General features: G+C 71.2%; 20 protein-coding genes and 1 pseudogene. 12 read left to right on the forward strand and 9 right to left on the reverse strand.

Annotation, left to right across the window (positions count from 1 at the left end):
• Nucleotides 1-15: 15 nt before the first annotated feature.
• The 3 genes from ACFWWR_RS03730 to ACFWWR_RS03740 are packed head-to-tail and all read left to right on the forward strand — an operon-like array spanning nucleotide 16 to nucleotide 3,283.
• Nucleotides 16-1,386, forward strand: coding sequence for an extracellular solute-binding protein (locus tag ACFWWR_RS03730; protein ID WP_384301765.1), 1,371 nt, complete (start codon nucleotides 16-18; stop codon nucleotides 1,384-1,386).
• A gap of 2 nt (nucleotides 1,387-1,388) precedes the next feature.
• Entirely contained in the window at nucleotides 1,389-2,408 is a 1,020-nt protein-coding gene (locus ACFWWR_RS03735; protein ID WP_384301767.1) for a carbohydrate ABC transporter permease, read from the forward strand.
• Nucleotides 2,405-3,283, forward strand: a complete 879-nt coding sequence (locus ACFWWR_RS03740; RefSeq protein WP_383857426.1) for a carbohydrate ABC transporter permease — start codon at nucleotides 2,405-2,407, stop codon at nucleotides 3,281-3,283. Before ACFWWR_RS03735 ends, ACFWWR_RS03740 begins: the two co-directional genes overlap by 4 nt.
• Nucleotides 3,284-3,296: 13 nt before the next feature.
• Here ACFWWR_RS03740 and ACFWWR_RS03745 read toward each other — a convergent pair whose 3' ends face one another.
• Nucleotides 3,297-5,546, reverse strand: a complete 2,250-nt coding sequence (locus ACFWWR_RS03745) for a glycoside hydrolase family 3 N-terminal domain-containing protein (protein ID WP_383857429.1) — start codon at nucleotides 5,544-5,546, stop codon at nucleotides 3,297-3,299.
• Complete coding sequence (locus tag ACFWWR_RS03750; protein ID WP_384301769.1) at nucleotides 5,543-6,709, reverse strand: BadF/BadG/BcrA/BcrD ATPase family protein; 1,167 nt, start codon at nucleotides 6,707-6,709, stop codon at nucleotides 5,543-5,545. Before ACFWWR_RS03750 ends, ACFWWR_RS03745 begins: the two co-directional genes overlap by 4 nt.
• Before the next feature lie 8 nt (nucleotides 6,710-6,717).
• Between ACFWWR_RS03750 and ACFWWR_RS03755 the strand changes: the two are divergent.
• Nucleotides 6,718-7,987 (forward strand): annotated as a pseudogene (locus ACFWWR_RS03755) (glycosyl hydrolase).
• A gap of 8 nt (nucleotides 7,988-7,995) precedes the next feature.
• On the opposite strand, the gene ACFWWR_RS03760 reads toward ACFWWR_RS03755, so the two are convergent.
• On the reverse strand, nucleotides 7,996-8,814 hold the full coding sequence (locus tag ACFWWR_RS03760; protein ID WP_384301771.1) for an IS5 family transposase: 819 nt from the start codon (nucleotides 8,812-8,814) through the stop codon (nucleotides 7,996-7,998).
• A gap of 161 nt (nucleotides 8,815-8,975) precedes the next feature.
• Complete coding sequence (locus ACFWWR_RS03765) at nucleotides 8,976-10,451, reverse strand: glycoside hydrolase family 3 N-terminal domain-containing protein (protein ID WP_384301774.1); 1,476 nt, start codon at nucleotides 10,449-10,451, stop codon at nucleotides 8,976-8,978.
• A gap of 306 nt (nucleotides 10,452-10,757) precedes the next feature.
• Here ACFWWR_RS03765 and ACFWWR_RS03770 point away from each other — a divergent pair, with 306 nt between their 5' ends.
• Nucleotides 10,758-11,753, forward strand: coding sequence for a YbhN family protein (locus ACFWWR_RS03770; protein ID WP_384301776.1), 996 nt, complete (start codon nucleotides 10,758-10,760; stop codon nucleotides 11,751-11,753).
• A gap of 155 nt (nucleotides 11,754-11,908) precedes the next feature.
• Here the strand turns inward: ACFWWR_RS03770 and ACFWWR_RS03775 are convergent, their stop codons facing one another.
• Entirely contained in the window at nucleotides 11,909-12,970 is a 1,062-nt protein-coding gene (locus tag ACFWWR_RS03775) for a glycoside hydrolase family 5 protein (RefSeq protein ID WP_383857442.1), read from the reverse strand.
• A gap of 210 nt (nucleotides 12,971-13,180) precedes the next feature.
• On the opposite strand from ACFWWR_RS03775, the gene ACFWWR_RS03780 reads away from it, so the two are divergent.
• On the forward strand, nucleotides 13,181-14,224 hold the full coding sequence (locus ACFWWR_RS03780) for a LacI family DNA-binding transcriptional regulator (protein ID WP_384301778.1): 1,044 nt from the start codon (nucleotides 13,181-13,183) through the stop codon (nucleotides 14,222-14,224).
• An 8-nt stretch (nucleotides 14,225-14,232) separates the two neighbouring features.
• On the opposite strand, the gene msrB is transcribed toward ACFWWR_RS03780, so the two are convergent.
• The 4 genes from msrB to ACFWWR_RS03800 all read right to left on the reverse strand — a co-directional run bounded on the left by msrB (nucleotide 14,233) and on the right by ACFWWR_RS03800 (nucleotide 17,691).
• Complete coding sequence (msrB, locus tag ACFWWR_RS03785) at nucleotides 14,233-14,640, reverse strand: peptide-methionine (R)-S-oxide reductase MsrB (RefSeq protein WP_383857448.1); 408 nt, start codon at nucleotides 14,638-14,640, stop codon at nucleotides 14,233-14,235.
• Nucleotides 14,641-14,654: 14 nt separating this feature from the next.
• Nucleotides 14,655-16,046: a UDP-N-acetylmuramate--L-alanine ligase gene (gene murC / locus ACFWWR_RS03790; RefSeq protein WP_384301780.1), complete on the reverse strand. Its 1,392-nt coding sequence runs from the start codon at nucleotides 16,044-16,046 to the stop codon at nucleotides 14,655-14,657.
• Between the two features lie 79 nt (nucleotides 16,047-16,125).
• A complete protein-coding gene (locus ACFWWR_RS03795) occupies nucleotides 16,126-16,599 on the reverse strand; it encodes an indole-3-glycerol phosphate synthase (RefSeq protein WP_383857454.1) in 474 nt (157 codons plus the stop codon).
• A 198-nt stretch (nucleotides 16,600-16,797) separates the two neighbouring features.
• Nucleotides 16,798-17,691: a pyrimidine reductase family protein gene (locus ACFWWR_RS03800; protein WP_384301782.1), complete on the reverse strand. Its 894-nt coding sequence runs from the start codon at nucleotides 17,689-17,691 to the stop codon at nucleotides 16,798-16,800.
• Nucleotides 17,692-17,865: 174 nt separating this feature from the next.
• On the opposite strand from ACFWWR_RS03800, the gene zapE reads away from it, so the two are divergent.
• The 6 genes from zapE (at nucleotide 17,866) to ACFWWR_RS03830 (ending at nucleotide 24,106) form a co-directional block, all read left to right on the forward strand.
• Entirely contained in the window at nucleotides 17,866-18,978 is a 1,113-nt protein-coding gene (gene zapE / locus ACFWWR_RS03805; protein WP_383857459.1) for a cell division protein ZapE, read from the forward strand.
• Between the two features lie 195 nt (nucleotides 18,979-19,173).
• Nucleotides 19,174-19,566 carry a hypothetical protein gene (locus ACFWWR_RS03810; RefSeq protein ID WP_383857462.1) on the forward strand — a complete coding sequence of 131 codons (393 nt, stop codon included), beginning with the start codon at nucleotides 19,174-19,176 and terminating at the stop codon, nucleotides 19,564-19,566.
• A gap of 81 nt (nucleotides 19,567-19,647) precedes the next feature.
• Complete coding sequence (locus ACFWWR_RS03815; RefSeq protein ID WP_383857465.1) at nucleotides 19,648-20,226, forward strand: carbonic anhydrase; 579 nt, start codon at nucleotides 19,648-19,650, stop codon at nucleotides 20,224-20,226.
• An 8-nt stretch (nucleotides 20,227-20,234) separates the two neighbouring features.
• On the forward strand, nucleotides 20,235-21,722 hold the full coding sequence (locus tag ACFWWR_RS03820) for a SulP family inorganic anion transporter (protein ID WP_383857467.1): 1,488 nt from the start codon (nucleotides 20,235-20,237) through the stop codon (nucleotides 21,720-21,722).
• Nucleotides 21,723-21,825: 103 nt separating this feature from the next.
• A complete protein-coding gene (locus tag ACFWWR_RS03825) occupies nucleotides 21,826-22,626 on the forward strand; it encodes a slipin family protein (protein ID WP_384301784.1) in 801 nt (266 codons plus the stop codon).
• A gap of 94 nt (nucleotides 22,627-22,720) precedes the next feature.
• The gene (locus tag ACFWWR_RS03830; RefSeq protein WP_384301786.1) at nucleotides 22,721-24,106 is read left to right on the forward strand and encodes a PhoX family protein; all 1,386 of its coding nucleotides are present in this window, start codon (nucleotides 22,721-22,723) and stop codon (nucleotides 24,104-24,106) included.

Here is a 24,106-nt window from a genome sequence, read left to right on the forward strand (position 1 = left end):
AGGAGGGCCCATCACATGCGTGCAAGAAGACTGACCCGCACCCTGACCTGTATCGCCGTTCTGTCGCTGACCGCCGCCGGCTGCGGCCTGTCCGGCGGTTCCGACAGCGGCGACGCCACTGCGGGCGGCTGCAAGGTCGACAAGGGAAACGTCGGGTCGGGCAAGCTCACCGGGGAGGTCGAGGGAAAGATCACCTTCCAGACGACCAACCTGAAGAAGGACTTCGGGGACTTCTTCAACGGAGTGATCAAGGCGTTCGAGAAGGCCCACCCGGACGCCTCGGTCAAGTGGATCGACGACCCGGGCGACAACACGTTCACCTCACGCACCGTCGCCGACGCCCAGGCCTGCACCCTGGCCGACGTGATCAACGTCAACTCCGAGACGGCGACCGCCCTCACCAAGGCCGGCTACCTGCTCGACCTGGGCGTCAAGGACCCCGACGCCGCCAAGCCCTTCGTCCCGGCGTTCTGGAAGTCCAGCACCTTCAAGGACGCCTCGGGCACGTCTCTGCACACGGTGCTGCCCTGGTACACCGGCGGCGTCGTCCTGACCTACAACACCGACCTGCTGAAGAAGGCCGGGATCGACCCGGCGAAGCCGCCGACCACCCTGTTCGGGCTGTTCGCCGACTACGAGAAGATCGCCAAGGCGTCCGACGGCAAGTACTTCGCGACGATGGCCAACCCGATCTGGCGGATCCCGGCCGACTTCGACCAGATGAACATCAAGACGCTGTCCGCCGACGGCAAGTCCGCCGTCTTCGCCGATGATCCGCGCACCACCCAGTGGGTCGAGTGGATGGCGAAGCTGTACAAGGAGGGCGCCATGCCGAAGGACTCGCTGTCCTCCAGCAACGACCCCTCCACGCTCTACAGCCAGGGCAAGGTCGCCTACGGTTCGACGAACCCGAGCTTCGTGCGCTTCGTGCAGCAGAACAGCCCGTCGATCTACGCCAAGACCGCTGTCGGCCAGCAGCCCTTCGACGCGCTCGGTCACACCACGGGTGCCCCGCAGTACATCGCGGCGGCCGCGACCAGCAAGAACGCCCCCACGGCACTGGCGTTCGCGAAGTTCCTCACCAACGCCGAGAACCAGACGGCCTGGTGCAAGGACCCGAAGGTGGTGATCTTCCCGACGACGACCACCTCGCTGCAGGACCCGTTCTTCCAGAAGGTCAGCGGTGACGACCCGTTCTCGGAGGCCCGCAAGCTGGTCGCCGAGCAGCTCAAGACGACCACCGCCTACCAGACCAACCTCTCCCCGGCCGTGCAGAACGCCATCGTGTCCCAGGTGCAGCTGGCCATGCAGGGCAAGAAGAGCGCCGCACAGGCAGTGAAGGACGCCCAGGAGAAGGCCAATGAGCTGCTGAAGCAGGCGGGCTGACGGTGACGGTGCAGATCACGAAGCCGGTGTCCGTGCCCGGCGCGGAGGCCGCGGCCTCCGCGCCGGGCGCGGCCCCGTCCCGCATCCGCCGGCTCTCCCGGGCCGTGCTGCCCGGTCCCGCCGCCGGTGCCAACGGCGCGGCGATGTACCGCCGTTGGTGGCTGCCCTGGCTGTGGACCGCTCCCGCGATCGTCTGCGCGGTGGTCTTCGGCGTGTTCCCGTTCCTCAACACGATCCTGTTGTCGTTCACCAACGCCAAACCGCTCGGCGGCGCGGCGAGCTTCGTCGGGCTGGACAACTACACGCGGATGCTGGACGACTCCGACTTCTGGCTGGCGACCCGCAACAGCATCCTGTACGCCCTGATCGTCGTACCGCTGATGGTGCTGCTGCCCTTGCTGCTGGCCATCCTGGTGGAGAAGAACCTGCCCGGCATCGGTTTCTTCCGGTCGGCCTTCTACACACCGGTGCTCGCCTCCAGCGTGGTCGTCGGTCTGAGCTGGCAGTGGCTGCTGGCCGACGACGGGCTGGTCAACACCTGGCTGGAGAAGGGCCATGTGATCAGGGACGCCATCCCGTTCCTGTCGGACCCGTGGCTGATCCTGCTGTCCGCGATGGGCCTGACGCTGTGGAAGGGGCTCGGCTGGTACATGGTCTTCTACCTGGCCGCGCTCGGGAACGTGCCCAAGGAACTTCACGAGGCGGCGGCCATGGACGGCGCCGGCGCGGTCCGCCGCTTCTGGCACATCACCGTGCCGGGCGTGCGCCAGGCCATGATGCTCGTCGGCACGCTCACCGGCATCGGCTCGTTGCGCGTGTTCACGGAGATCTACATGCTCGGCAGCTCCACCGGCGGCCCCGGCGGCGCCGACCGCACCCTGCCCTTCTACATCCGGGACGTCGGCCTGGACCCGATCACCGGCAACGCCGGTTACGGCTCGGCCGTCAGCGTGGCCCTGTTCCTGCTGACGCTGGGGCTGACCCTGCTGGCGCAGCGCCTGACGAAGGAGGACGAGGCATGACCACGGCTGTGGAGAGGCGCCGGCGCCTGATGCCGCGCTGGCGGGACTACGGCCGCCCCCGGGAACTGGTCGTCCGCTACCTGCTGCTGTTCCTCGTGCTCGGCCTGACCATCGGGCCGCTGCTCTGGCAGTTGCTGGCCTCGCTGAAGAGCACCGGTGAGGACGTCTTCGGTTCGAACGCCTCCCTGCTGCCGCAGCACCCGACCCTGCGGGCCTACCGGACGGTCTTCGACCAGGTGCCGGTGGCCACGTACATCAAGAACAGCCTGATCGTGGTCGCCCTGTCGGTCACCAGCCAGCTGGTGTTCTCCACCACGGCCGGCTACATGCTCTCCAAGCCAGCCTGGAAGGGCCGCAAGGCGGTCTGGGTCGTGCTCGTCGCCTCCATGATGTTCCCCTTCGAGTCGATCATGGTCTCGCTGTTCCTGAGCGTCCGCGACCTGGGCCTCGTCGACAACCTGGCGGGCGTGTGGCTGCCCGGGTTCGTCGGCGCCATCAACGTCCTGCTGATGCGCGGCGCGTTCCTGGCGGTGCCGCGCGAGATCGAGGACTCGGCCATGCTCGACGGCGCGAACGAGTGGCAGCGCTTCCGGTACCTGTACCTGCCGTCCGCGTGGGGCGCGATCCTGGTGGTCGTCATCAACACCTTCATCAGCGCCTGGGACGACTTCCTCTGGCCGCTGATCGTGCTGCGCTCGGAGAGCAACATGACCCTGACGCTGGGTCTCTCCCGGCTGCAGAGCTCGTCGTTCGGCTACGACCAGCGGATGGTCATGGCCGGTTCGGTGATCTCCGTGATCCCGGTGCTGGTGCTGTTCGTGATCACGCAGCGGTGGTTCTACAAGGGAGTGTCGGCGGGGGCCGTGAAGCTCTGAGGCCGGGCCGGTCTCAGAGGGTCAGGGTCAGGGGTACGGCGGTCAGCGCGGCCCGGGACGATTCGGCGATGCGGATCTCCAGGGTGCCGGGCAGGACCGCCGTCTCCAGGTCGGCACCGACCTGGGCGAGTTGCCGGGTGCCGAGCCGGAAGGCGACCGCGCGGGACTCCCCGGGCTCCAGGCCGACGGTCGTGAAGGCGCGCAGTTCGAGCGTGCGAGGCCAGACGGATGTGCGCAGGCGGCGGGTGTAGAGCTGGACGACCGTGCGGCCCTTCCGCTTGCCGGTGTTGGTGACGTCGACGGTGACGGTGTCGCGGTACAGGCGCGGCGGACCGTACGCGAAGCTCGTGTACGACAGCCCGTGTCCGAAGGAGTAGAGCGGCTCGGCGCTCTCGTCCACGTAGGTGCCGTACTCGATGTCCTTGTGGTTGTAGTACACGGGGAGTTGGGCCGCCGAGCGGGGGACGGAGACGGGGAGGCGACCGGTCGGCTCCCGGTGTCCCAGCAGGACCTCGGCGATCACCTCACCGCCCCACGGGCCCGGATACCAGGCGGTGAGCAGCGCCGCCGCACGCTCCGCCGCCTCGGGGACGGCGTGCGGGCGGCCCTGGACCAGGACGACGACCGTGGGTGTGCCGGTCGCGGTGACGGCGTCCAGCAGGGCGTGCTGGGCCTTCCCGAGCCGCAGTCCGGCGAGGTCGACGCCCTCGCCGCAGGTCATCTCCGAGACGGCTGCCCGGGCCGCCCCGTTGGCCGCGAAGTCGGTGTCGGGGGTGCGCGCGCTGCTGCCGCCCAGCACCAGCACGGCCAGGTCGGAGGCGGCGGCCGCGGCGACCGCCTCGGGAATGCCGGAGAGGTCGTCGCCGGTGAGGGCGCAGCCGTGGGCGTGGCGGATGTCGACGCCGGGCGGGGCGAGTTGCCGCAGGCCGTCGAGGACGCCGGTGCCCGTGCCGGGGCGTTGCGGGGCGGTGTAGTCGCCCGACTGGTGGGCGGTGGTGGCGGATTGGGGTCCGAGGACGGCGATACGGGAGACGTCCGCCGCGACGGGCAGGACACCGCCGTCGTTGTGGAGGAGGGTGACCGCGGCCCCGGCGAGCGTTGTGCTCACCTCCCTGCCGTGGGCCGGGAACTCCGTCGTCCCACCGTCCGGTTCGAACAGCCCCAGACGGAACTTCAGCCGCAGGACGCGTGCGACGGCGGTGTCGAGGACCTCCTCGCTCACCAGCCCCCGCTCGACCGCCTCCTCCAGGTGCGTGAACCCGTCGTCCCACAGGCTCAGGTCCACGCCGGAGTCGAGGGCGAGCGCGCCCGCGGACACGGTGTCGCCGGTGATGCGGGCCAGCCGGTCCACGGCCAGGCCGTCCGCCATGACCAGCCCGTCGAAGCCCCAGCGCTCCCGCAACAGCCCGGTGAGCAGGGCCCGGTTGCCGGAGCAGGGCATGCCGTCGACCTCGTTGTAGGCGGCCATGACGGCGGCGGCCCCGGCGCGGATGCCGGCCCGGGCGGCGGGGAGGTGGATCTCGTGGAGCTCACGGGGACCGAGTTCGGACTCGGCGGAGTTGCGGCCGCCGACGGTGGCCCCCTGTCCGGCGAAGTGCTTGAGGACGACGGGGGCCCGGTCGGCGGCGAAGTACTCGGCTGACTCGCCCTGCATGCCGCGCACGAGGGCCTCCGTGAGGCAGGCCGCCAGGTACGGGTCCTCGCCGAAACACTCCTCGGTGCGGCCCCAGCGCGGGTCCCGGGCGATGTCGAGGGCCGAGACCAGGGCGACGTGCCCGCCACGGGCGCGCAGCTCGGCCGCGGCGTGGGCGGCGACGTGCTCGTACAGCTGGGGGTCCCAGGTGGCGCCGACGGCCAGGTTGACGGGGAGGACCGTGCCGTCGAGCGCCATGTGGCCGTGCGGCATCTCCTCGACGAACAGCGTGGGGATGCCGAGCCGGCTGCGCTCGACGACGTGCCGCTGCACCAGCTCGGCAAGGGCGGCGCCGTCCTCGGCACCGGGTCCGTCGGTGTGGTCGACACCGGACCAGGAGTCGGCGCGCTGGAGCCCGTACAGGGCGCCGAGTCCGGCGAAGCGCTCGGTCTCGGCGTACAGGGCGTCGGTCAGTTCGAAGCCGCCGCCGGGAGTACGGCGGTAGGCGTCCCAGCCGTACATCCGCTGGTTGAGCTGGCCGGCCTTCTCGCGCAGGGTCATCCGGGAGAGCAGGTCGCGGACGCGGGCGTCGACGGGGGCGGCGGGGTCGCGGTAGACCATGTCGTTCATCCGCCGCCGCCACCCTGCACGAGCCGAGCGAGGGCCACGGCACCCCGACAGCCGTCGGCCACCCAGTCGAGCGTCAGACCGAGGGGGGCGAGGCGGCCGGTGAGGAGGGTGGTCAGGGGGCCGTCGGGGCCGAGCAGGCCGCCGGTGGCGACGAGCGGTTCGCCCGGCTGCGGATGCAACGCCCTTACCGTCACGGTCAGTTGGTCGGCCGCCTCGCCGAGGATCGCCTCGGCGACCGCGTCCTTGTCGCGCGCCGCCTCGGCCACCAGCGGGGCCAGCCGGGCGAGCCGGATCGGGGGCTGGGCCATGACGGCCGGGAGCAGGTGCATGCGGTAGGCCTCGCGCTGCGGGCGACTCCAGCCGGCCTCACCACCGAACGGCAGTGGGCCGTCCGGCCCACCGTCGTGAGGCGGGACACGGCCCGGCCCGCCGTCGTGCAGCGGGACACGGCCCGGCCCACCGTCGTGAGGCAGGGCACTGCCCGGCCCGCCACCGTGGGGCAGAACACGGCCCGCCGCGCTGCTGTACGGCAGGACGCCGTCCGGCAGTCCCAGCTTCCGCCCCACGGAGCCGGCCAGAGCCGTCGCGGGCCCCCGCCCGTCCGCCATGCGCAGCGCGGCCCGTACCGCCGTACGCCCGATCCAGAAGCCGCTGCCGTCGTCGCCGAGCAGCCAGCCGTCGCCGTCCACGGTGACCGTGCACCGGCGGTCGGTGATGCGCATCGCGACAGCGCCGGTGCCGGCCACCAGGGCGAGACCGTCGGCCGGGGTGCCGGGTGCGGCGGCGAAGGCGGCCTCGATGTCGCTGCAGATGGTGACCGATGCGGCCGGGATGCCGAGCCGCTGCAGGGCCGCGGTGAGGGCGGTCCGGGCGTTGACGTGCCCCGGGTCGTCCGGGGAGGCCGCGGTAGCGCCCGCGAAACCACCGGCGACGGACACGACCCGGGCGCGCGCCTCCTCCGGCACCGCCCGGGCGACGGCTTCGGCGAGGTGGTCGGTGAGCTGCGGCATCGGGACGGTCAGGGCGTTGCCCGGCCCGGCGGCGCCCTCGCCCAGTGGGCGGCCGTCGGCCGCAGCGGCGAGCACGGCACGCGTGCGGGTGCCACCCGCGTCGAGGCCCACGACGAGTTCGGCGTCCCACTTCTGGTTCAAATCATTGCCCATCACTGACTATGGTGGTTGATACATTCGCGCAGGACAAGCCCCGGACCCGAGGAGGATCCCATCCGTACACTCCGCTTCGGCGTCAACTACACTCCCCGCCGCGGCTGGTTCCACTCGTGGCACGACTTCGACGCCGTGCACACCCGCGAGGACCTGGACCAGATAGCCGGGCTCGGCCTCGACCACGTTCGCGTCTTCCACCTCTGGCCGCTCCTGCAGCCCAACCGCACGCTCATCCGCGGTGCCGCCGTCGACCAGCTGGCGCGGCTCGTCGACCTGGCGGCCGAGGCGGGCCTCGACGTCCTCGTGGACGGCGTCCAGGGCCACTTGTCCAGCTTCGACTTCTACCCGGAGTGGACCCGCAGCTGGCACCACCGCAACGTGTTCACGGACCCGGAGACCATCGAGGCACAGGCCGGACTCCTGCGCACACTGGGCCGCGCCCTGGCCGACCGCCCCAACCTGATCGGCCTCCAGCTCGGCAACGAGCTCAACAACCTGGTCGAGCACAACCCGGTGACGGTGGCGGAGGTCGACCACTACCTCGACACCCTGCTGGCCGCGGCCCGCAAGAGCGTGCGCCCCGGTCACCTGGTCACGCACTCCGCGTACGACGCCGCCTGGTACGGCGACGGCCACCCCTTCACGCCCGAGGCGTCGGCCCACAAGGGGGACCTGACCACCGTCCACCCCTGGGTGTTCTCCGGCGACTGCGCCCGCCGCTACGGCGCCCGCTCGCCGCAGGTGCGGTACCTCGCCGAGTACGGCACGGAACTCGCCACGGCCTACGCCGAGGACTGGACCCGGCCCGTCTGGGTCCAGGAGACGGGCGCGCCCGAGCCGCACATCCCGGCCGCCGACGCCCCGGGGTTCGCGCGGGCGACCGTACGGAACGCTGCCGAGTGCGCGACCCTGTGGGGCGTCACGTGGTGGTGCTCCCACGACGTGGACCGCTCGTTGGCCGACTATCCGGAGCTCGAGTACACCCTGGGGCTGTTCGACTCGGCCGGCCGCCCCAAGCCGATCGCGGACGCCCTCGCCGCCACGGTCGCCGAGCTGCGCGCGCAGCCGCCGTCACCCCGGCCGCGTGAGACGGCCCTGGTCCTGGACTGCACACCGGCCACCCGCTCCGTGTCCGGTCCGGGAGGCGCGTACTTCGAGGCGTGGATGCGGCTGCGTGCGGAGGGGGTGCGCCCGGCGGTGGTGCTGGAGGCGCGGGCGGACGATGCGGAGTACCTGGCGGCGCGGGGGATCAAGGAGGCCGTACGGCTGCCTTAGGGGTCCTTTCAGAATGCTGGGTCCTTGCGGGCGAGGGTCATGCAGTGGGCGAGTTGGAGGAACGCGTCGTGCATGTCGTCTCGGGTTTCCCAGCGGGTTCGTAAGCGGCGGGGGCCGTGGAGCCAGGCGATGGCGGACTCGGCAACCCATCGCACACGGCCCAGGCCAGAGCCGTGTGGCTGACCGCGCCGGGCGATCTTCGGGACGATGCCACGCTCACGCAGACGGCGGCGGTAGATGTCGTGGTCGTAGCCGCGGTCTGCATACAAGGTGCGGGGTTTGCGCCGGGGCCGGCCCCGCTTGCCCCGTACCGGCGGCAGGCCGTCGACCAGCGGCAGGAGCTGGGTGACGTCGTTGCGGTGCCCGCCGGTGTGCGACACCCGCAGCGGGGTGCCGTGCGCGTCGGTCAGCACGTGGTGTTTCGAGCCCGGCCGTGCACGGTCAACCGGACTCGGACCGACTTTTGGGCTGCTTCGCCCCCGCTTGGCTTGCACGTGCGAGGCGTCAACGGTGACGCGGGAGAAGTCCAGGCGGTCCGCCGCCCGCAGCCGGTCGAGCAGCACGCGTTGGAGTTCTTCCCACACCCCGGCCTGCTGCCATTCGGCCAGCCGACGCCAGCAGGTAGGACCGGAACCGAACCCCAACTCCTGCGGCAGGTACTCCCATTGGATTCCGGTATAGAGGACGAACAGCACACCCTGCAGTGTCTTGCGGTCATCGATCCGCTTGCGCCCCGGGTGCCGGAACCGCCGCTCATGCTTCGGCAGCAGCGGCTCGATCACCGCCCACAGCTCGTCACTGACCTCCCACGGCTTCCGCCGTGCCATGGTCACCCCCAAGCAGCACGGGAATACATACCTCTCCACCGTGCCACAAGAAGATCATTCTGCAAGGAACCCTTAGACGTGCCTTGGACGATGTCCTCGTGATGGTCCTGGATGGTTCTCAGGTGAGGACATCGTCCTGGTTCGTACGGCTGTCACGGGCTTCACACCCCCGCCAGCGCCTCCGCGACCGCCCGCAGGTTCACCTTCCCGCGCCCGTACGAGCACAGGGCGTCGCCCTCCGGCAGCCCGGTGGCCACGCGCAGCGCGTCCGGCCGCCGGGTCAGCAGGGCGTCCCGCAGGGCCGCCTGCCAGGGGTGCAGCCCGGCGTCACAGGTGGCGACGGCCAGGGGCAGGTTTCGGGCCAGGCGCACGATCCCGTCGACGAGGGCCGCCGGGTCCGCGGGCTCCCCGGTGACGCACGTGCCCGTGGCGGTCGGGTCGACGGCGCGCAGCTCGGTCAGCAGGTCCTCGCCGCCCCAGTTGAGCGCCGGATGCGGCGGCGGGAACAGGTCGACGACATGCGCGCCACGCACGGGCGCCGGCCCGTTCCGGCTCCGTACGGCCCGGCGTGCCGCCTCCAGCCCCGCCTCCGTGTCCCACCCGGCGACCGCGGTCGCGGGAGCGGCGTACCGCTCGGCGAGCCGGCGCACCCGCCCGGCGGCCTCCCCGACCCGTTCCTCCGCCAGGGTCCCGTCGCCCAGCGCTCCGAGCACGGCGTCCCGGCAGCCCAGCGTGACCTCCAGGTCCGGTACGGCGACGATGACCTGGTCCGCCCCCGCCGCGAGCGCGATCCGCGCCCCGGCCGCCTCGCCGTACCGGTCGGCTATCGCCTTCATCTCCAGCGCGTCGCTGACCAGGACGCCCTCGAAGGCGAGTTCGTGCCGGAGCAGGTCGCCCAGGATGCGGCGGCTGAGGGTGGCGGGGCGGTTGGCGTCCAGCTCCGGGAAGACGACATGCGCGCTCATCAGCATCGGCACCCCGGCGGCGATGGCGGCCCGGAAGGGCGCGAGGTCGAGTTCCTCGCACGGCCGCGGGTCCACGGCCAGGTCGTGGTGGCTGTCGGTCACCGTGCCGCCGTGCCCGGGGAAGTGCTTGGCGCAGGAGGCGATGCCGCGCGCCTCGGTGGCGGCGATCCAGGCCGCCGTGTGGCGGGACACCAGCTCCGGGTCGGTGCCGAAGGCGCGGGTCCGCACGATCGGGTTGTCCGGCAGGCGCTGGACGTCGGCGACGGGCGCGTAGGAGGCGGTGATGCCGAGCGTGGCCAGGTGCCCGGCGAGCGCGTCGGCGCACCGGGCGGTCAGCCCGACGTCGTCGGCGACACCGAGGGCGAAGGAGCCGGGGACCTCGGGGGCGCCGGCGCTCACCAGGTGACCGATGCCGCCGCCCTCGTTGTCGATACCCACGAGGACGTCGGGGCGCAGGGCCCGCAGGGTGTCGGTGAGCCGCCGCACCTGCTCCGCGTCACGCACGTTGCGGGTGAACAGGATGACCCCGCCGAGGCCGCGGTCCACAAGCCGTTTCAGGGTGTCGGGGACGGCCGTGGTGCCGTCGAATCCGGCGACCAGGCAGCGGTGGGCCGCTTCGTCCAGGTCGGCGGGGAGAGCGGTACTGAGGGTCACGCCTTGGGTGGGGCTCACCCAGGAAATCCTCTGGCTCATTCAGCCAAAAGTCAACAGTTGTGCGGCTCATCGATTCAACGTCCCGAGGTGCGGGACTGAGACCCGGACCCACTGGGCAAACTCCCTTCCGACGACCGCAGGCCCACGCCCCTCGGCTCCCGGTCACCACGGCGACACACCGAACGGCAACGTCTCAGCGGTCCCCACGTGCTCGCGCTCTGCTGCTGTCCTGCTCTGCTGCTGTCCCGCCCCTGCATTCGCCTCGGATCCGTCACGCCGCGCGCCGCACCGCGCCGCGCCTGAAGCGGAAGGACGACGTGCGCCGTGTCCCTGCTCCCGCTCGACGGTCCCCCCGGAACGCGCCCCGCGCCCAGCCGCTCCCCCGCCGCCGCGCGCCTCTTCTCCAGGGCCCTGAGCCTGCTCCCGCTCCTGCTGATCGGGGCGTGGGCGGCGTTCGACTGGCCCACCGTGTACGACGGCGCCGCCCGACTGGCCACCGCCGACCCCTGGTGGCTGCTGGCGGCGGTGTTCTTCACCTGCCTCGGCTGGGTGGCCGCCGCGTGCGTACGGCAGGGCGCCCTGCCCGACCGGCTTCCGCCGGGGCTGCTGCTCGCGTCGCAGTTCGCCGCCGGCGCCGCGAACCACGTGCTCCCGGCGAGCGTCGGCGCCCACGCGGTCACCCTGCGTTTCCTGCTGGGCCGGGGCATCCCCCTCCCCCGGGCCGCCGCCTCCCTCGCCCTCTACGCCCTGGTCAGACCGATCGCGAAGACGCTGGTCCTCCTCGCCTTCCTCGCGGCCTCCCCCGATCTGCTGCCGTTGGACCAGCTAGCCCCCGACAAAGGAACGTTGCTGCTGGCCGCCGGGGCCGCGACCCTCGGCCTCGCGGCCCCGGCCCTGCTCGTGGTGGCCGTACCCCAGCTGCGTCGCCCCGCCCTGACCTTCGTCCGCACCGCCCTGACCGACGCGAGGCTCCTCCACACCCGCCCCGCCCGCGTCCTGGCCCTCTGGGGAGGGGCCGCCGCCGCCCCGCTCCTCCAGGCAGGCGTGATCGCCTCGGTCGGCGCCGCCCTCGGCCTGCCGCTGACCTGGACGCAGATCACCCTGGCGTTCCTCGCCGCCGGCGCGGTCGCCGGGGCCGTCCCCGCGCCGGGCGGCATCGGCCCCGTGGACGCGACCCTGGTCTTCGCCATGGCCGCACTCGGAGCACCCCTGAGCCTGGCCACGGCGACCGTCATCGGCTATCGCGTGGTGACGATCTGGCTGCCGCTGATCCCGGGCGCGCTCGTCCTGTCGGCGCTCGTGCATCGCAAGGTCCTGTGAAGCACCCGGGAGCCGGCGAAGCGGCCCGTTGCTCCTGCAGTGTGGCGTCCTGCCGGCGGCCATCTTCTCGACGGGGACCGTGCCGTACTCCCATGAACCGCAGGTGACCCCCGCGGCAGGGTCGCGGGGGTCACCGAGAGCGGGGTCCGGCCCGGTCAGGGCTGCTGGACCGGCTTGCCGCGGCCCCAGGCCCAGGCGAGGCGGTCGGCGCCGGACTGGTTGGTAGTGGCCAGCCAGGGGCGGGCGGGGTCGCCGGTCAGGGTCTGCAGCGAGTAGGTGTCGTCGGTGCGCAGGCCCGGCCAGTAGACGGAGCCCATCTTGAGCTCGCGGAAGGTGTCGGTGACGGCCTGGAGGTAGTTGATGAAGTTGTTGTCCGGAGTCGGCACGTTGTAGTTCAGGCCGGTGGTCATCGGGGATCCGAACTCGTCCGCGACGGTCCGGTTCGCGCAGTCGCCGATGCGCACCTTGAGGTCGGCCACCCACTGGTCGTAGGTCGCGTAGTCCTTCCAGAACCCGTAGTGGTGCAGCGACAGGTAGGTGCCCTTCAGGCGCGGGTCGGCGCACACCGAGGTGACGTGGTCGTTGTAGCCGGCGCCGCTGACGAAGACCCGGTTGCGAGGGACCGACGGGTAGGTCGACAGCCACTTCGCGGCTATGTCGGCCCACTCTGTATCGGTGTAGCCGTGCGGCTCGTTCATCGGCTCGAAGTAGACGCGGCTGTCGTTCTTGTAGGCCTTGACGACGGTGTTCCACATGGGCCAGTAGGTGGCCTCGTCGTCGATGAAGCCGTCCTTCTGGGCGCCCGTGCCCTCCCAGTAGGAGACGATGACCTTGAAGCCCTTGTCCGACGCCGCGTCGATGACTCCGCGATACGACTTCCAGTAGGAGCCGTTGACCGTGTACGGGTTGATGGGCAGCCGCACGGTGTTGGCACCGAGGTTCGCGCGGAACGCGGAGATGATCCGGCTCGCCTTGGTGTAGGTCTGGGCGTACGTGTCGGAGAGCGACAGACCGGACAGGACGACCGGGTCGTCGGCGAAGTTGTCGCGGGGGTCGGCCCAGTTCACGCCCTTGAACTGGGTCGTGTCGGTCTTCGGCGCGGCGGCGGAGGCGGGGCTTCCGGCGAGGGTGGTGCCGCTGATCGCGGCGATGGCGACCGCGACGAAGGCGGTACGCAGCCGGGGCGTGAAGCGAGCTCTGGTGGGGGTCTTGCGCATCGACGTGCCCTTTCAGGATCACAGAAGTTTACGTAAACATGCACGGCAACAATGGGGGGCCGACTCTCGGGGTGGGGGATCCCGGGGCGATGTTTACGTAAACTTGGCGGCGCCGGAATCGTGACATCCACCCCAGCGGCCGTCAAGGTTTCCCACACGTAACATCCGATGCGTCGGGCAACAGGCGGACCCGCGTCGAAGGAGGCACCAGTGGTGGAACGGGGCGGCTCGGGCGTGCCCGGCGGGCGCCGCAAGCAGCGCGTCTCCATGGCCGATGTCGCCAAGCTGGCGGGCGTCTCCTCCCAGACGGTCTCGCGGGTCTCCAACGGCCATCCCGGAGTGATCCCCTCGACCCGGGAGCAGGTGCTCGCCGCGATGCGCGAGCTGGGCTACCGGCCCAACAGCGCCGCACGCGCCCTGCGCTACGGCCAGTTCAACACCATCGGCGTGATCCTCTTCAGCCTGTCCTCGACGGGCAACAGCCGTACCGTGGAGGCGATCGCCACACACGCCGCGGCGGAGGGCTACGCGATCACCCTGATACCCATCGACGTGCCGACCCAGGACAACGTGCTGGGCGCCTTCACGCGCATGGGCGAGCTGGCCGTCGACGCCGTCGTCGTCATCATGGAGATCCATCTGCTCGACGCCGCCACCGTCCAACTCCCGCCCGGCGTCCATGTCGTGGTCGTGGACTCGGACGCCGGGGACCGCTACGGCGTGGTCGACACGGACCAGGCCGACGGCGCGCGGAAAGCCGTGCGGCACCTGCTGGAGCTGGGTCATCGGACCGTATGGCATGTGACGGGCCCCGAGACCTCGTTCGCGGGCCAGCGCCGGAGCCAGGCCTGGCGCACCGTCCTGGAGGAGGCCGGGCGCCCGGTGCCGCCGCCCCTGCACGGCGACTGGACGGCCGAGTCCGGCTACACGGCCGGTCTCGTGCTCGCCGAAGAACCCGACTGCACCGCGGTGTTCGCCGCCAACGACCAGATGGCCCTGGGTCTGCTGCGCGCCTTCCACGAACGCGGCCGCTCCGTCCCCGAGGACGTCAGCGTCGTCGGCTTCGACGACATCCCCGACGCGGCGTTCTTCGTCCCGCCCCTCACCACCGTCCACCAGGACTTCGCCGAGGTGGGCCGCCGCTGCGTGCAGGGCGTCCTCCGCCAGATCCGCACGCACGGCGACCCGGAGGCCGGAACCGACCTCGTCCCGACGAGTCTGGTCGTCAGGAGCAGCACGGCAGCGCCGCGCTGACCGTCAGGTCACTCCCCCTCGGGGGTCAGCCGCAGCGAGATCGAGTTGATGCAGTACCGCTGGTCGGTGGGGGTCGGGTAGCCCTCCCCCTCGAACACGTGCCCGAGATGCGAGCCGCACCGCGCACACCGCACCTCGGTCCGCACCATCCCGTGGGACCGGTCCTGGACGAGCTCCACCGCGTCCGAGTCGCGCGGGTCGTAGAAGCTCGGCCAGCCGCAGTGCGACTCGAACTTCGTGGTGGAGGTGAAGAGTTCGGCGCCGCAGGCCCGGCAGGAGTAGACACCCTCGGTCTTGGTGTCGGTGTACTCACCGACGAAGGCCGGCTCCGTACCGGCCTGCCGCAGCACGGCGTACTCCGACGGGGTCAGCTCCGCGCGCCACTGCTCGTCCGGCTTCTCGACGTCGTACGACATGTCGGCCAACCCCTCTACTTCTGTGCGAGACGGTCCAGGATCCGCGGGCCGAGGTCCGTCACGTCACCCGCGCCCATGGTGAGAACGAGATCACCGGGCTTCGCCATTCCCGCGACGACCTCCGGCACCGTGCCCTTGTCCTGGACCGGCGTCACGTCCGCGCCCGCGGCCCGCGCCGCCTCGATGATCAGCTCGCTCGTGATGCCCGGGATCGGGTCCTCACGGGCCGGGTAGATGTCCAGGACCACCGACGCGTCGGCCAGGGACAGCGACTGGCCCATCTCCTTGCCGAGCTCCTGCGTCCGGGAGAAGAGGTGGGGCTGGAAGACGACCAGGATGCGGGCGTCACCGGCCGCCGCGCGCATCGCCTCCAGGTCCGCCGTCATCTCCGTCGGGTGATGGGCGTAGGAGTCGATGACCTGGACGCCCGCCGCCTCGCCCTTCAGCTGCAGGCGTCGCTTCACACCGGTGTACGCGGCCAGCGCCGCGGCCAGCTCGGCGGCCGGGACACCCAGCGCCACGCCCGCCGCGAGCGCGGCCACCGCGTTGTGCGCGTAGTGACGGCCGGGGACGGAGACCGTGAAGGTGAGCTCCTCGCCGTCCAGGAGGACGCTGACCTCGCTCTTCAGCCCCTGCGCCGTCACGGACAGCACGCGTACGTCGGCGTCCTCGGACTCGCCGTACGTCACCGTCCGCGCCGACCCGGCCAGCCGCCGCGTCAGCTCCCGCGCGCCCTCGTGGTCCGCCGTGATCACCAGCGTGCCACCAGGCACGATCCTGCCCGCGAACGTCTCGAAGGACTCGTAGATCTCCTCCATGGACGCGTAGTTGGCGTGGTGGTCGAGCTCGACGTTCAGGACGATGGCGACCTCGGGCGCGTACTTGTGGAAGCTGCGGTCCGACTCGTCCGCCTCGGCCACGAAGATCTCGCCGCCGCCGTGCAGGGCGTTGGAGCCGGGCGCGTCCAGGTCGCCGCCGATCGCGTACGACGGCTGCAGGCCCAGCTCGCTCAGCGACACGGCCAGCATCGACGTGGTCGTGGTCTTGCCGTGTGTGCCCGCGACCGCGATCGGACGCAGACCGTCCATCAGCCGGGCCAGGGCGTCCGAACGGTGGACGACCGGAATGCCCAGCTCGGCCGCCCGGGCCAGCTCCGGGTTGTCGGCCCGGATCGCCGACGAGACGACGACACAGGTCGCGTCGTCGGCCAGGTGCTCCGCCGCGTGCCCGATGTGCACGCTCGCGCCCAGTGCGCGCAGCGCCTCGGCGGTCGCGGACTCCTTGGCGTCACTGCCCGCCACCTTCGCCCCGCGCTGCGCGAGGATCTTGGCGATCCCCGACATTCCGGCGCCGCCGATGCCGATGAAGTGCGGTCGGTCCATGGCGGGGGGAAGGCCGGGTGCCATGCGTGTCTCCTGGGGTGGTGCGGCGAACATTCAGGTACCGCAAACTTTATGGCACCCGCCATGGGCCCCGGGCGGGACGTCAGGCCTTGCTGTGCGAGAACAGCTTGAGCACTGGTACCCCCACCTTGTGCCGCGCCCGCGAGGCCCAGTCCCGGTGGAAGAACTCCTCCACGTAGTGGGGATCGGTCAGCACGATCACCTCGTCCGCGTCGATCTCGCCGACCAGCGACTTGAGCGCGTCCAGCGGATGGTTCACGATCAGCCGGCCCTCCGCCTCGCTGCCGGCCGCCCTCAGGGCCCGCAGTGACACGTCGAGGGCCTGCTCCCCGAACCCCCTCGCCTCGTCGCCCTCCGGCACCTCCCGCTCCCGGGCGGCCTCGTCGAGCTCGCCGAGCGCGACGTCGTCGATGGCCCTCAGCAGCCGGTCCGCCTGGTCGCCGCGCGGCTGCAGCAGGACGTGGAAGGCGACCGTCTCGTCGCCGTGCAGGGTGGTGACGAACTCCACGTCGGCGGACGTGAGGGCCTTCTCGATCATCAAAACGCTTGTGAACACCAGGCGCCCCTTCTCCTTGGAGGGCCGAGCGCCCTCTCTCCTCCGTGGGCCGTGCAGGCCCTGCGGAAACCATCCTGCCCCGAGATCGCACGGGTACTGCCCGTTTCAGTGTGCCCTTCGAAAGCTAAACGGAACGGGATATTCCACCGATGTCGGAACCAGCGGTTCCGGTCGAACCCGTTTCCGGAGCGGCCGGGCTCAGGACCGCCGGTAGCGGCTGAAGAGGAAACCCTCCTCCTCCAGCAGGGACACCAGCGCGAACCGCTGCGGGACCGCCACCGCCGGCCCGCCGGCGATGCGCTGCGCGTCCCCCGCGGTGAGCATCGGGGCCACGGTCAGACAGAGCTCGTCGAGCACCCCGGCGGCCACCAACTGGCCGAGCAGCCGCGGGCCGCCCTCCGTGAGCAGCCGGGTGTGACCGAGCTCCGCGAGGGCCCGCACGGCACGGGCGGGCTCGACTCCGACGCCGTCACCGGCGAAGACCACCCGGGCACCCGCCTTCTGGGCCGCCGCGATCCGGTCCGGGGCCGCCGCGGCGCCCGTGAGGATCAGGGTGGGCACCAGGGGCGAGGTGAACAGCGGAAGGGTGAAGTCCAGGTTCAGGCTCGCGCTGACCACCGCGATCGCGGGGACGGGTGCCTGCCCGGCCGCCTCCCGCATCTCAGCGAACTCGTCACGCGCGCGTGCGGGCCGGTACCCCTCCTGGCGTACCGTTTCCGCGCCGGCGATCACCACGTCCGCGAGGGCCCGCAGGGTGCCGAAGATCCGCATGTCGCCGGCGCCGGAAATGGGCTGCGACCGTCCGTCGTGATGGCCGGCCCCGTCGAGCGTGGAGACCATGTTGGCCCGCAGCCAGGCCCCCGGCCCACCGGACCCGGCCCCGGCCGCGCCCGCGGGCCCGAGCTCGGGATACGCGTAGGCGGCGGCCAGCTCGGCCAGGCTCCACTCCCGGTCCACGAGGTGAGCGCGTCCGACTCCACCGGCGCCCTCACCCCCAGAGCCCTCAGGAACACCCCCCACCCCCTCCCCACCAGGAGCCTCACCCGGGGTCCGGGCCACTGTTTCGTCGGTCACAGGGAACAGGCGTCGCATGCCTTGCAGTCTGGCACGGGCCCCGGATCCTGCCCGGCCCTGCCCGCCCGGACCAGCCAGGCGGGACCCGCCCCGAGTCGCGAGGTCCGGCACGCCCCCGCCCGCCCCAGCCACCTCGGCACCGTCCACCCCGGTCCGTCCGGACCCGTCTGACAGGCCCTAGCATGGGTGACCGTGCCTACCTCCCCCGCCGCGTCCGGATTCGGCCCCATAGCCGACGCCGCCCCGCTGTCCCTGTGTGACCGTGAGCCTCATGTCCCCGCGGACCGGCTGGTCGCCGAGATGGTGCCGCCGCCGCGGTTCGACTCGGTGCGTTTCGGGACGTACATCCCGGACCCGAACCAGCCCAGCCAGACCGAGGCCGTGCGGGTCCTCGAGGGCTTCGCCGCCGGGCTCGGCGGGGCGCACGCCTCCGGTGCCGGCAAGGTGCGGCGCGGCTTCTTGGGCTTCGGGAGGAGCAAGGCCCCGCAGACCCCGTCCGGCCCCCGTGGCGTCTACCTCGACGGCGGCTACGGCGTCGGCAAGACGCACCTGCTCGCCTCCCTCTGGCACGCCACCCCGGCCGAGCCGGAGCTCAAGGCGTTCGGCACCTTCGTGGAGCTGACGAACCTGGTCGGCGCCCTCGGCTTCCAGAAGACGGTCCAGACCCTTTCCGGTCACCGCCTGCTGTGCATCGACGAGTTCGAGCTGGACGATCCGGGCGACACCGTCCTCGTCTCCACCCTGCTCGGCAAACTCGTGGACGCGGGCGTCGCCCTCGCCGCCACCTCCAACACCCTGCCGGGCAAGCTCGGCGAGGGCCGGTTCGCCTCGGCCGACTTCTTTCGCGAGATCCAGGGCCTGTCCGCGCACTTCCGATCCCTGCGCATCGACGGCGAGGACTACCGCCACCGCGGTCTGCCCGAGGCACCGGCGCCGTTCACCGACGAGCAGGTCACCCGGGCCGCGCACCGCACACCGGGCGCCTCGCTCGACGGCTTCCCGCAACTCCTGGCCCATCTCGCCCGCGTCCACCCCAGTCGCTACGGCGCCCTGACCGACGACCTGAAGGCGGTCTGCCTCACCGACGTCCGGCCGGTTCCCGACCAGTCGACGGCCCTCAGGCTCGTCGTGCTCGCCGACCGGCTCTACGACCGCGAAGTCCCGGTCCTGGCCTCGGGGCTGCCCTTCGACCGGCTGTTCAGCGAGGAGATGCTGAACGGGGGCTACCGCAAGAAGTACTTCCGGGCGATCTCCCGCCTCACCGCGCTGGCCCGGGACGCCAAAAGCCTGGTCGAGCCCGCCTAGAGCCTGCTCTAGCCCACCAACTCATCAAGATCAAGAGTCGGTTCACGCCAACCACCCCGCAGGCTTCAGCCTCTCTTCAGGTCGAAACGATAAGTTAACCCTGCAAACAACTTTGCAGGGTTAATGTGTTTCTTGACCAGTCATTGACCAACCGTTGGTACGGACTAGAGATGTGAACTACCTGGAGGGGGGCGCATGTTCCGAGGTACGACGGTACGGAACATGGTGGCGATGCTCGCCGCCGTCCTGCTCGCCCTCCAGTTCTTCGCTCCCACCGCATCCTTCGCATCCGCGCACACGATCCGTCATGCAGAGGCCAAAGCTCAGCTCGGAACCAAGCCCTACGGCAAGGCGCTGCGCGACGAGTCCGCCACACACCGGCAGTGCGACCCCGCCGGGGACCCGACCGGTCCCCTGCGCAGCCGTGACCGGCACCGCGCCGTCGACTTCGCCCCCGCGGGGCCTGAACGCCCGCTACTGGCTCAGGATCCGGCGGCCGTACGCACATCTGTCGTACCCGGTGCCTTCCGGCTGTCGAGATCCTCGACAGCCCATTCCCCGGCCGCACTTCAGGTCTTCCGCTGCTGACAGCGGAGCGGTTCTCTCTCCCCCCCCACATCTGTCATGTAAGCCCGACGCGCCCCGGCGCGCCAGGAGGAGTCACCACACATGCAGCCCCTCATCGACAACGCCCGCACGTTCGGACAGCGCCCTGAGGAGTTCGCCAGGCTGGCCGAAGGCCAGTCTCCGCAGGTCCTGTTCATCACCTGCTCCGATTCCCGGGTCGTCCCGGCACTGATCACGGGCGCCCGCCCCGGTGAGCTCTTCGAGCTGCGCACCGCGGGCAACATCGTCCCGCCGTACGCCTCCGAGCACCCCACCAGCGAGGCGGCCACCATCGAGTACGCGGTGGAGGTGCTCGGCGTCACCGACATCGTGGTCTGCGGGCACTCGCACTGCGGCGCCGTCGGCGCCCTGGTCCGCGGCGACGACCTGACCGCCGTACCGGCCGTGCGCGACTGGCTCACACACGCCGCCCCGCGCCCCGCGGGCGCGGCCGAGGATCCGACCGTGGCCGAGGGCGTGCAGAGTCACGTCCTGACGCAGGTACTGCGGCTGCGCTCGTACCCGTTCATCGACAAGAAGCTGACGGACGGTGAACTGTCGCTGCACGCCTGGTACTACGAGGTGCACACCGGGTGCGTCCTGACCCACGACGCGTCCTCCGACGCCTTCCGGGCGCTGTGAGGCCCGCCATGGAACAGCGAAGCAGGTTCCCTCATCTGCGGCAGGACTTCGCCGCCTCCCTCGTCGTCTTCCTCGTCGCCCTCCCGCTGTGCGTCGGCGTGGCCGTCGCCTCCGGGGTCCCGGCCGAGCTGGGGCTTGTCACCGGCATCGTCGGCGGCATCGTCACCGGCCTGATGCGGGGCAGCAGCCTCCAGGTCTCCGGACCGGCCGCCGGTCTGACGGTGCTGGTCTTCGAGGCCGTCCAGGAGTACGGCCTTCCCGGGCTCGGGGTCATCGTCCTCGCGACCGGTCTGCTCCAGATCCTCATGGGCGCCCTGAAGCTGGGGCGCTACTTCCGGGCCATCTCGGTCTCCGTGGTCGAGGGCATGCTGGCCGGCATCGGGCTCGTCCTGATCGCCGGACAGCTGTACTCCGTCACCAACGCCAAGGCCCCGGCCTCCGGCCTCGGCAAGATAGCCGGACTGCCCGGCGCCCTCGCCGACGCCGTCCAGAGCACCGCGGCGCTGGCCTCGCTCGGCCTCGGCGCGGGCACCATCGCCGTGCTCGTGCTGTGGAAGCGGATGCCGAAGCAGCTGCGCACGGTCCCCGGACCGCTCGCCGCCGTCGGCCTCGCGACCCTCGCCGCCCTGGTGTTCTCGCTGCCGGTCGCCACCGTCGAGGTGAAGGGGCTGCTGGGGTCCATCCAGCCGCCGTCGATGGACGCCTTCGGCGGCCTCGCGAGCGTCGGCCTGATCTCCACGATCGTCGCGTTCACCCTGATCGCGTCCGCCGAGTCGCTGTTCAGCGCGGCGGCCGTGGACCGGCTGCACGACGGTCCGCGCACCGAGTACGACAAGGAACTGGTGGCGCAGGGCACCGGCAACGCGATCTGCGGTGTGCTCGGCGCGCTGCCGATGACCGCGGTGATCGTGCGCAGCGCGGCGAACGTGCAGGCCGGTGCGAAGACGAAGGCGTCCCGCGTCATGCACGGCGTCTGGCTGCTGCTGTTCGCGGCGCTGCTGCCGTCGGTCCTCGCCTACATCCCGATCCCGGCCCTGGCGGGCATCCTGGTGCACGCCGGCGCCAAGCTCATCCCCGTCCGGCAGATCGTGTCGCTGTGGCGCGAACACCGCGGCGAGGCACTGATCCTGGTCGTCACCGCCGTGTCGATCGTCGCGGTCAGCATGTTCGAGGGTGTGCTCATCGGTCTCGCGCTGGCGATCGTCAAGACCGCCTGGGAGGCCTCGCACATCAAGCTGGAGGTCATCGACAAGGGCGCGGGGCCGGTCCAGGCGTACCTGTCGGGCAACGCGACCTTCCTCAGGCTGCCGAAGATCCTCGACAGTCTGGAGGCGCTGCCCCAGGACCGTCCGGTCGAGCTGGACCTGTCCGGGCTGCACCACCTCGACCACGCCTGCCGTACGGCACTGGAGAACTGGGCCGAGCGGCACAGCGCGGTCGGCACGGAACCGGTGCGGATGACGACGCCGGAGCCGGTGAAGGTCACCGCCTCGTAAGCACGCCCGGTGCCTGGTCCGGGGCCGGCCATGGCCCCGGACCAGGCACCGGGCATATCGTTGCAGGAGCAGACAGAGAGGACCTCTCGACGAGGAGGTCGGGATGCTCCAGGAACTGTTGACGGCGGCCGTCGCAGCCGGTTCGGCGGGGGTCGTCTACATCGCCACGGCGGCGCGGGTCGTCAAGCAGTACGAGCGCGGGGTGGTCTTCCGGCTCGGGCGGCTCGCCGGAGACGTGCGGCCGCCGGGCTTCACCCTGGTGATCCCGTTCGTGGACCGGCTGCACAAGGTGAACATGCAGATCGTCACGTTGCCGGTGCCGGCCCAGGAGGGCATCACCCGGGACAACGTGACGGTACGCGTGGACGCCGTCGTCTACTTCAAGGTGGTCGACGCCGCTCACGCGCTCGTCCGGGTCGAGGACTACCGGTTCGCGGTCTCGCAGATGGCGCAGACCTCGCTGCGGTCCATCATCGGCAAGAGCGACCTGGACGACCTGCTGTCCAACCGCGAAAAGCTCAACCAGGGCCTGGAGTTGATGATCGACAGCCCGGCCGTGGAGTGGGGCGTCACCATCGACCGGGTCGAGATCAAGGACGTCTCGCTGCCCGAGACCATGAAGCGCTCCATGGCCCGGCAGGCCGAGGCCGACCGGGAGCGGCGGGCCCGGATCATCAACGCGGACGCCGAGCTCCAGGCGTCGAAGAAGCTGGCCGAGGCCGCCGGGGTGATGTCGGAGCAGCCCGCCGCGCTGCAACTGCGGCTGCTCCAGACGGTGGTCGCGGTCGCCGCCGAGAAGAACTCGACGCTGGTGCTGCCGTTCCCGGTGGAGCTGCTGCGCTTCCTGGAAAGGGCACAGCAGGCGCCGCCCGAGCAGTCGATCCAGAGGCCGCCGGAGACGTGACACGTTCTACGCGCGTGGTTCCCGCGGCCGTCGGTTGGTGATAGACACGGCGGGGTCACAGGTTCCTGTCCGCCAGCAGGAAGGTCGTCCCCCCATGTCCGAGACCGCTGCCACTTCCACGACACGTCGTCAGTTGCTCGCCCGTACGGGCGTCCTGGGCGTCTCGATCGCCTTCGCCGGAAACCTCTCCGAACTCTTCACGGGCACCGCCGCCGCGCAGTCCCTGGGCCACACCGGCTACGGCCCGCTCGTCCCCGACCCGAAGGGTCTGCTCGACCTGCCGAAAGGTTTCCGCTACCAGGTCCTGTCCCGCGAGGGCGACCCGCTGCGCTCCGGAGAGGGCAAGGTCCCCTCCAACCACGACGGAATGTCGGCCTTCGCGGGCAGACACCGCCAGGTCCATCTGGTCCGCAACCACGAGAACCGCAACACCGCCGCGCTCGCCGTCCCGACGGTCAGGGGCCTGACGTACGACCCGGCCGGCAAGGGCGGCTGTACGGCCCTGACCCTGGACTCCCGCAACAGGGTGCTGTCCGAGCGGGTCGCGATCGCCGGCACGGCCGTCAACTGCGCGGGCGGGCCGACCCCCTGGGGCACCTGGCTGACCTGCGAGGAGACCGAGGACAAGGCGGGCACCAACGGCTACACCAAGGACCACGGCTTCATCTTCGAGGTCCATCCCGCCGATCCGCTCCGCTCCGGCGCCGTGCCGCTGACCGCGATGGGCCGCTTCCAGCACGAGGCGATCGCCGTCGACCCGAAGCGGGGCATCGTCTACGAGACCGAGGACGCCTTCCTCAAGCCGTTCGGCCTCTTCTACCGCTTCCTGCCCGAGAAGCCGCTGGGCGGCCTCGGTTCGCTGCGCGCGGGCGGCCGGCTCCAGGCGATGCGCGTGCCCGGCGTACCCGACCTGTCCTCCATCCAGGAGACGGGCGCCTGCTTCGACGGCGTCGAGTGGGTGGACGTACCGGATCCGCTCGCCGCCGAAACCCCCATCCGGCTCCAGGACTTCGGCCCGAAGGGCATCACGCACGCGCAGAAGCTGGAGGGCTGTTACTGGGGCGGTCGGTCGGTGTACTTCGTGTCGTCGTTCGCGCGCAGCGCGGACGGTTCGGCGGCCGACCACTTCGGGCAGATCTGGCGCTACGACCCGTCCGAGCGCCGCCTGACCCTCGTGATCGTCTTCGGTCCCGACACGGACATCCAGCTCCCCGGCGAGTCCCCGGACAACATCTGTCTCGCCCCCAGCGGCGGCCTGATGGTCTGCGAGGACGGCAACGGCGCCCAGCACGTCTACGGCGTCACGCGACGCGGCGAGGTCTACCCGATGGCCCGCGGCCGCCAGAACATCGGCACGCCCGAGGAACCCGAATGGGGCGAGTTCGCCGGAGTGACCTTCTCCCCGGACGGCGAGACGATGTACGTCAACTGCTACACACCCGGGACGACGTTCGCGGTGACGGGCCCGTGGCGTAGGTAG

The organism is Streptomyces sp. NPDC058678, assembly GCF_042714835.1.
Taxonomy (GTDB): domain Bacteria; phylum Actinomycetota; class Actinomycetes; order Streptomycetales; family Streptomycetaceae; genus Streptomyces.

Coding starts and splice junctions, on each gene's coding strand:
- ACFWWR_RS03730 (WP_384301765.1), top strand. CDS start 16: ATGCGTGCAAGAAGACTGACCCGCACCCTGACCTGTATCGCCGTTCTG.
- ACFWWR_RS03740 (WP_383857426.1), top strand. CDS start 2,405: ATGACCACGGCTGTGGAGAGGCGCCGGCGCCTGATGCCGCGCTGGCGG.
- ACFWWR_RS03745 (WP_383857429.1), bottom strand. CDS start 5,546: ATGAACGACATGGTCTACCGCGACCCCGCCGCCCCCGTCGACGCCCGC.
- ACFWWR_RS03750 (WP_384301769.1), bottom strand. CDS start 6,709: ATGGGCAATGATTTGAACCAGAAGTGGGACGCCGAACTCGTCGTGGGC.
- ACFWWR_RS03760 (WP_384301771.1), bottom strand. CDS start 8,814: ATGGCACGGCGGAAGCCGTGGGAGGTCAGTGACGAGCTGTGGGCGGTG.
- ACFWWR_RS03775 (WP_383857442.1), bottom strand. CDS start 12,970: ATGCGCAAGACCCCCACCAGAGCTCGCTTCACGCCCCGGCTGCGTACC.
- msrB (WP_383857448.1), bottom strand. CDS start 14,640: ATGTCGTACGACGTCGAGAAGCCGGACGAGCAGTGGCGCGCGGAGCTG.
- murC (WP_384301780.1), bottom strand. CDS start 16,046: ATGGCACCCGGCCTTCCCCCCGCCATGGACCGACCGCACTTCATCGGC.
- ACFWWR_RS03800 (WP_384301782.1), bottom strand. CDS start 17,691: ATGCGACGCCTGTTCCCTGTGACCGACGAAACAGTGGCCCGGACCCCG.
- ACFWWR_RS03810 (WP_383857462.1), top strand. CDS start 19,174: ATGTTCCGAGGTACGACGGTACGGAACATGGTGGCGATGCTCGCCGCC.
- ACFWWR_RS03815 (WP_383857465.1), top strand. CDS start 19,648: ATGCAGCCCCTCATCGACAACGCCCGCACGTTCGGACAGCGCCCTGAG.
- ACFWWR_RS03820 (WP_383857467.1), top strand. CDS start 20,235: ATGGAACAGCGAAGCAGGTTCCCTCATCTGCGGCAGGACTTCGCCGCC.
- ACFWWR_RS03825 (WP_384301784.1), top strand. CDS start 21,826: ATGCTCCAGGAACTGTTGACGGCGGCCGTCGCAGCCGGTTCGGCGGGG.
- ACFWWR_RS03830 (WP_384301786.1), top strand. CDS start 22,721: ATGTCCGAGACCGCTGCCACTTCCACGACACGTCGTCAGTTGCTCGCC.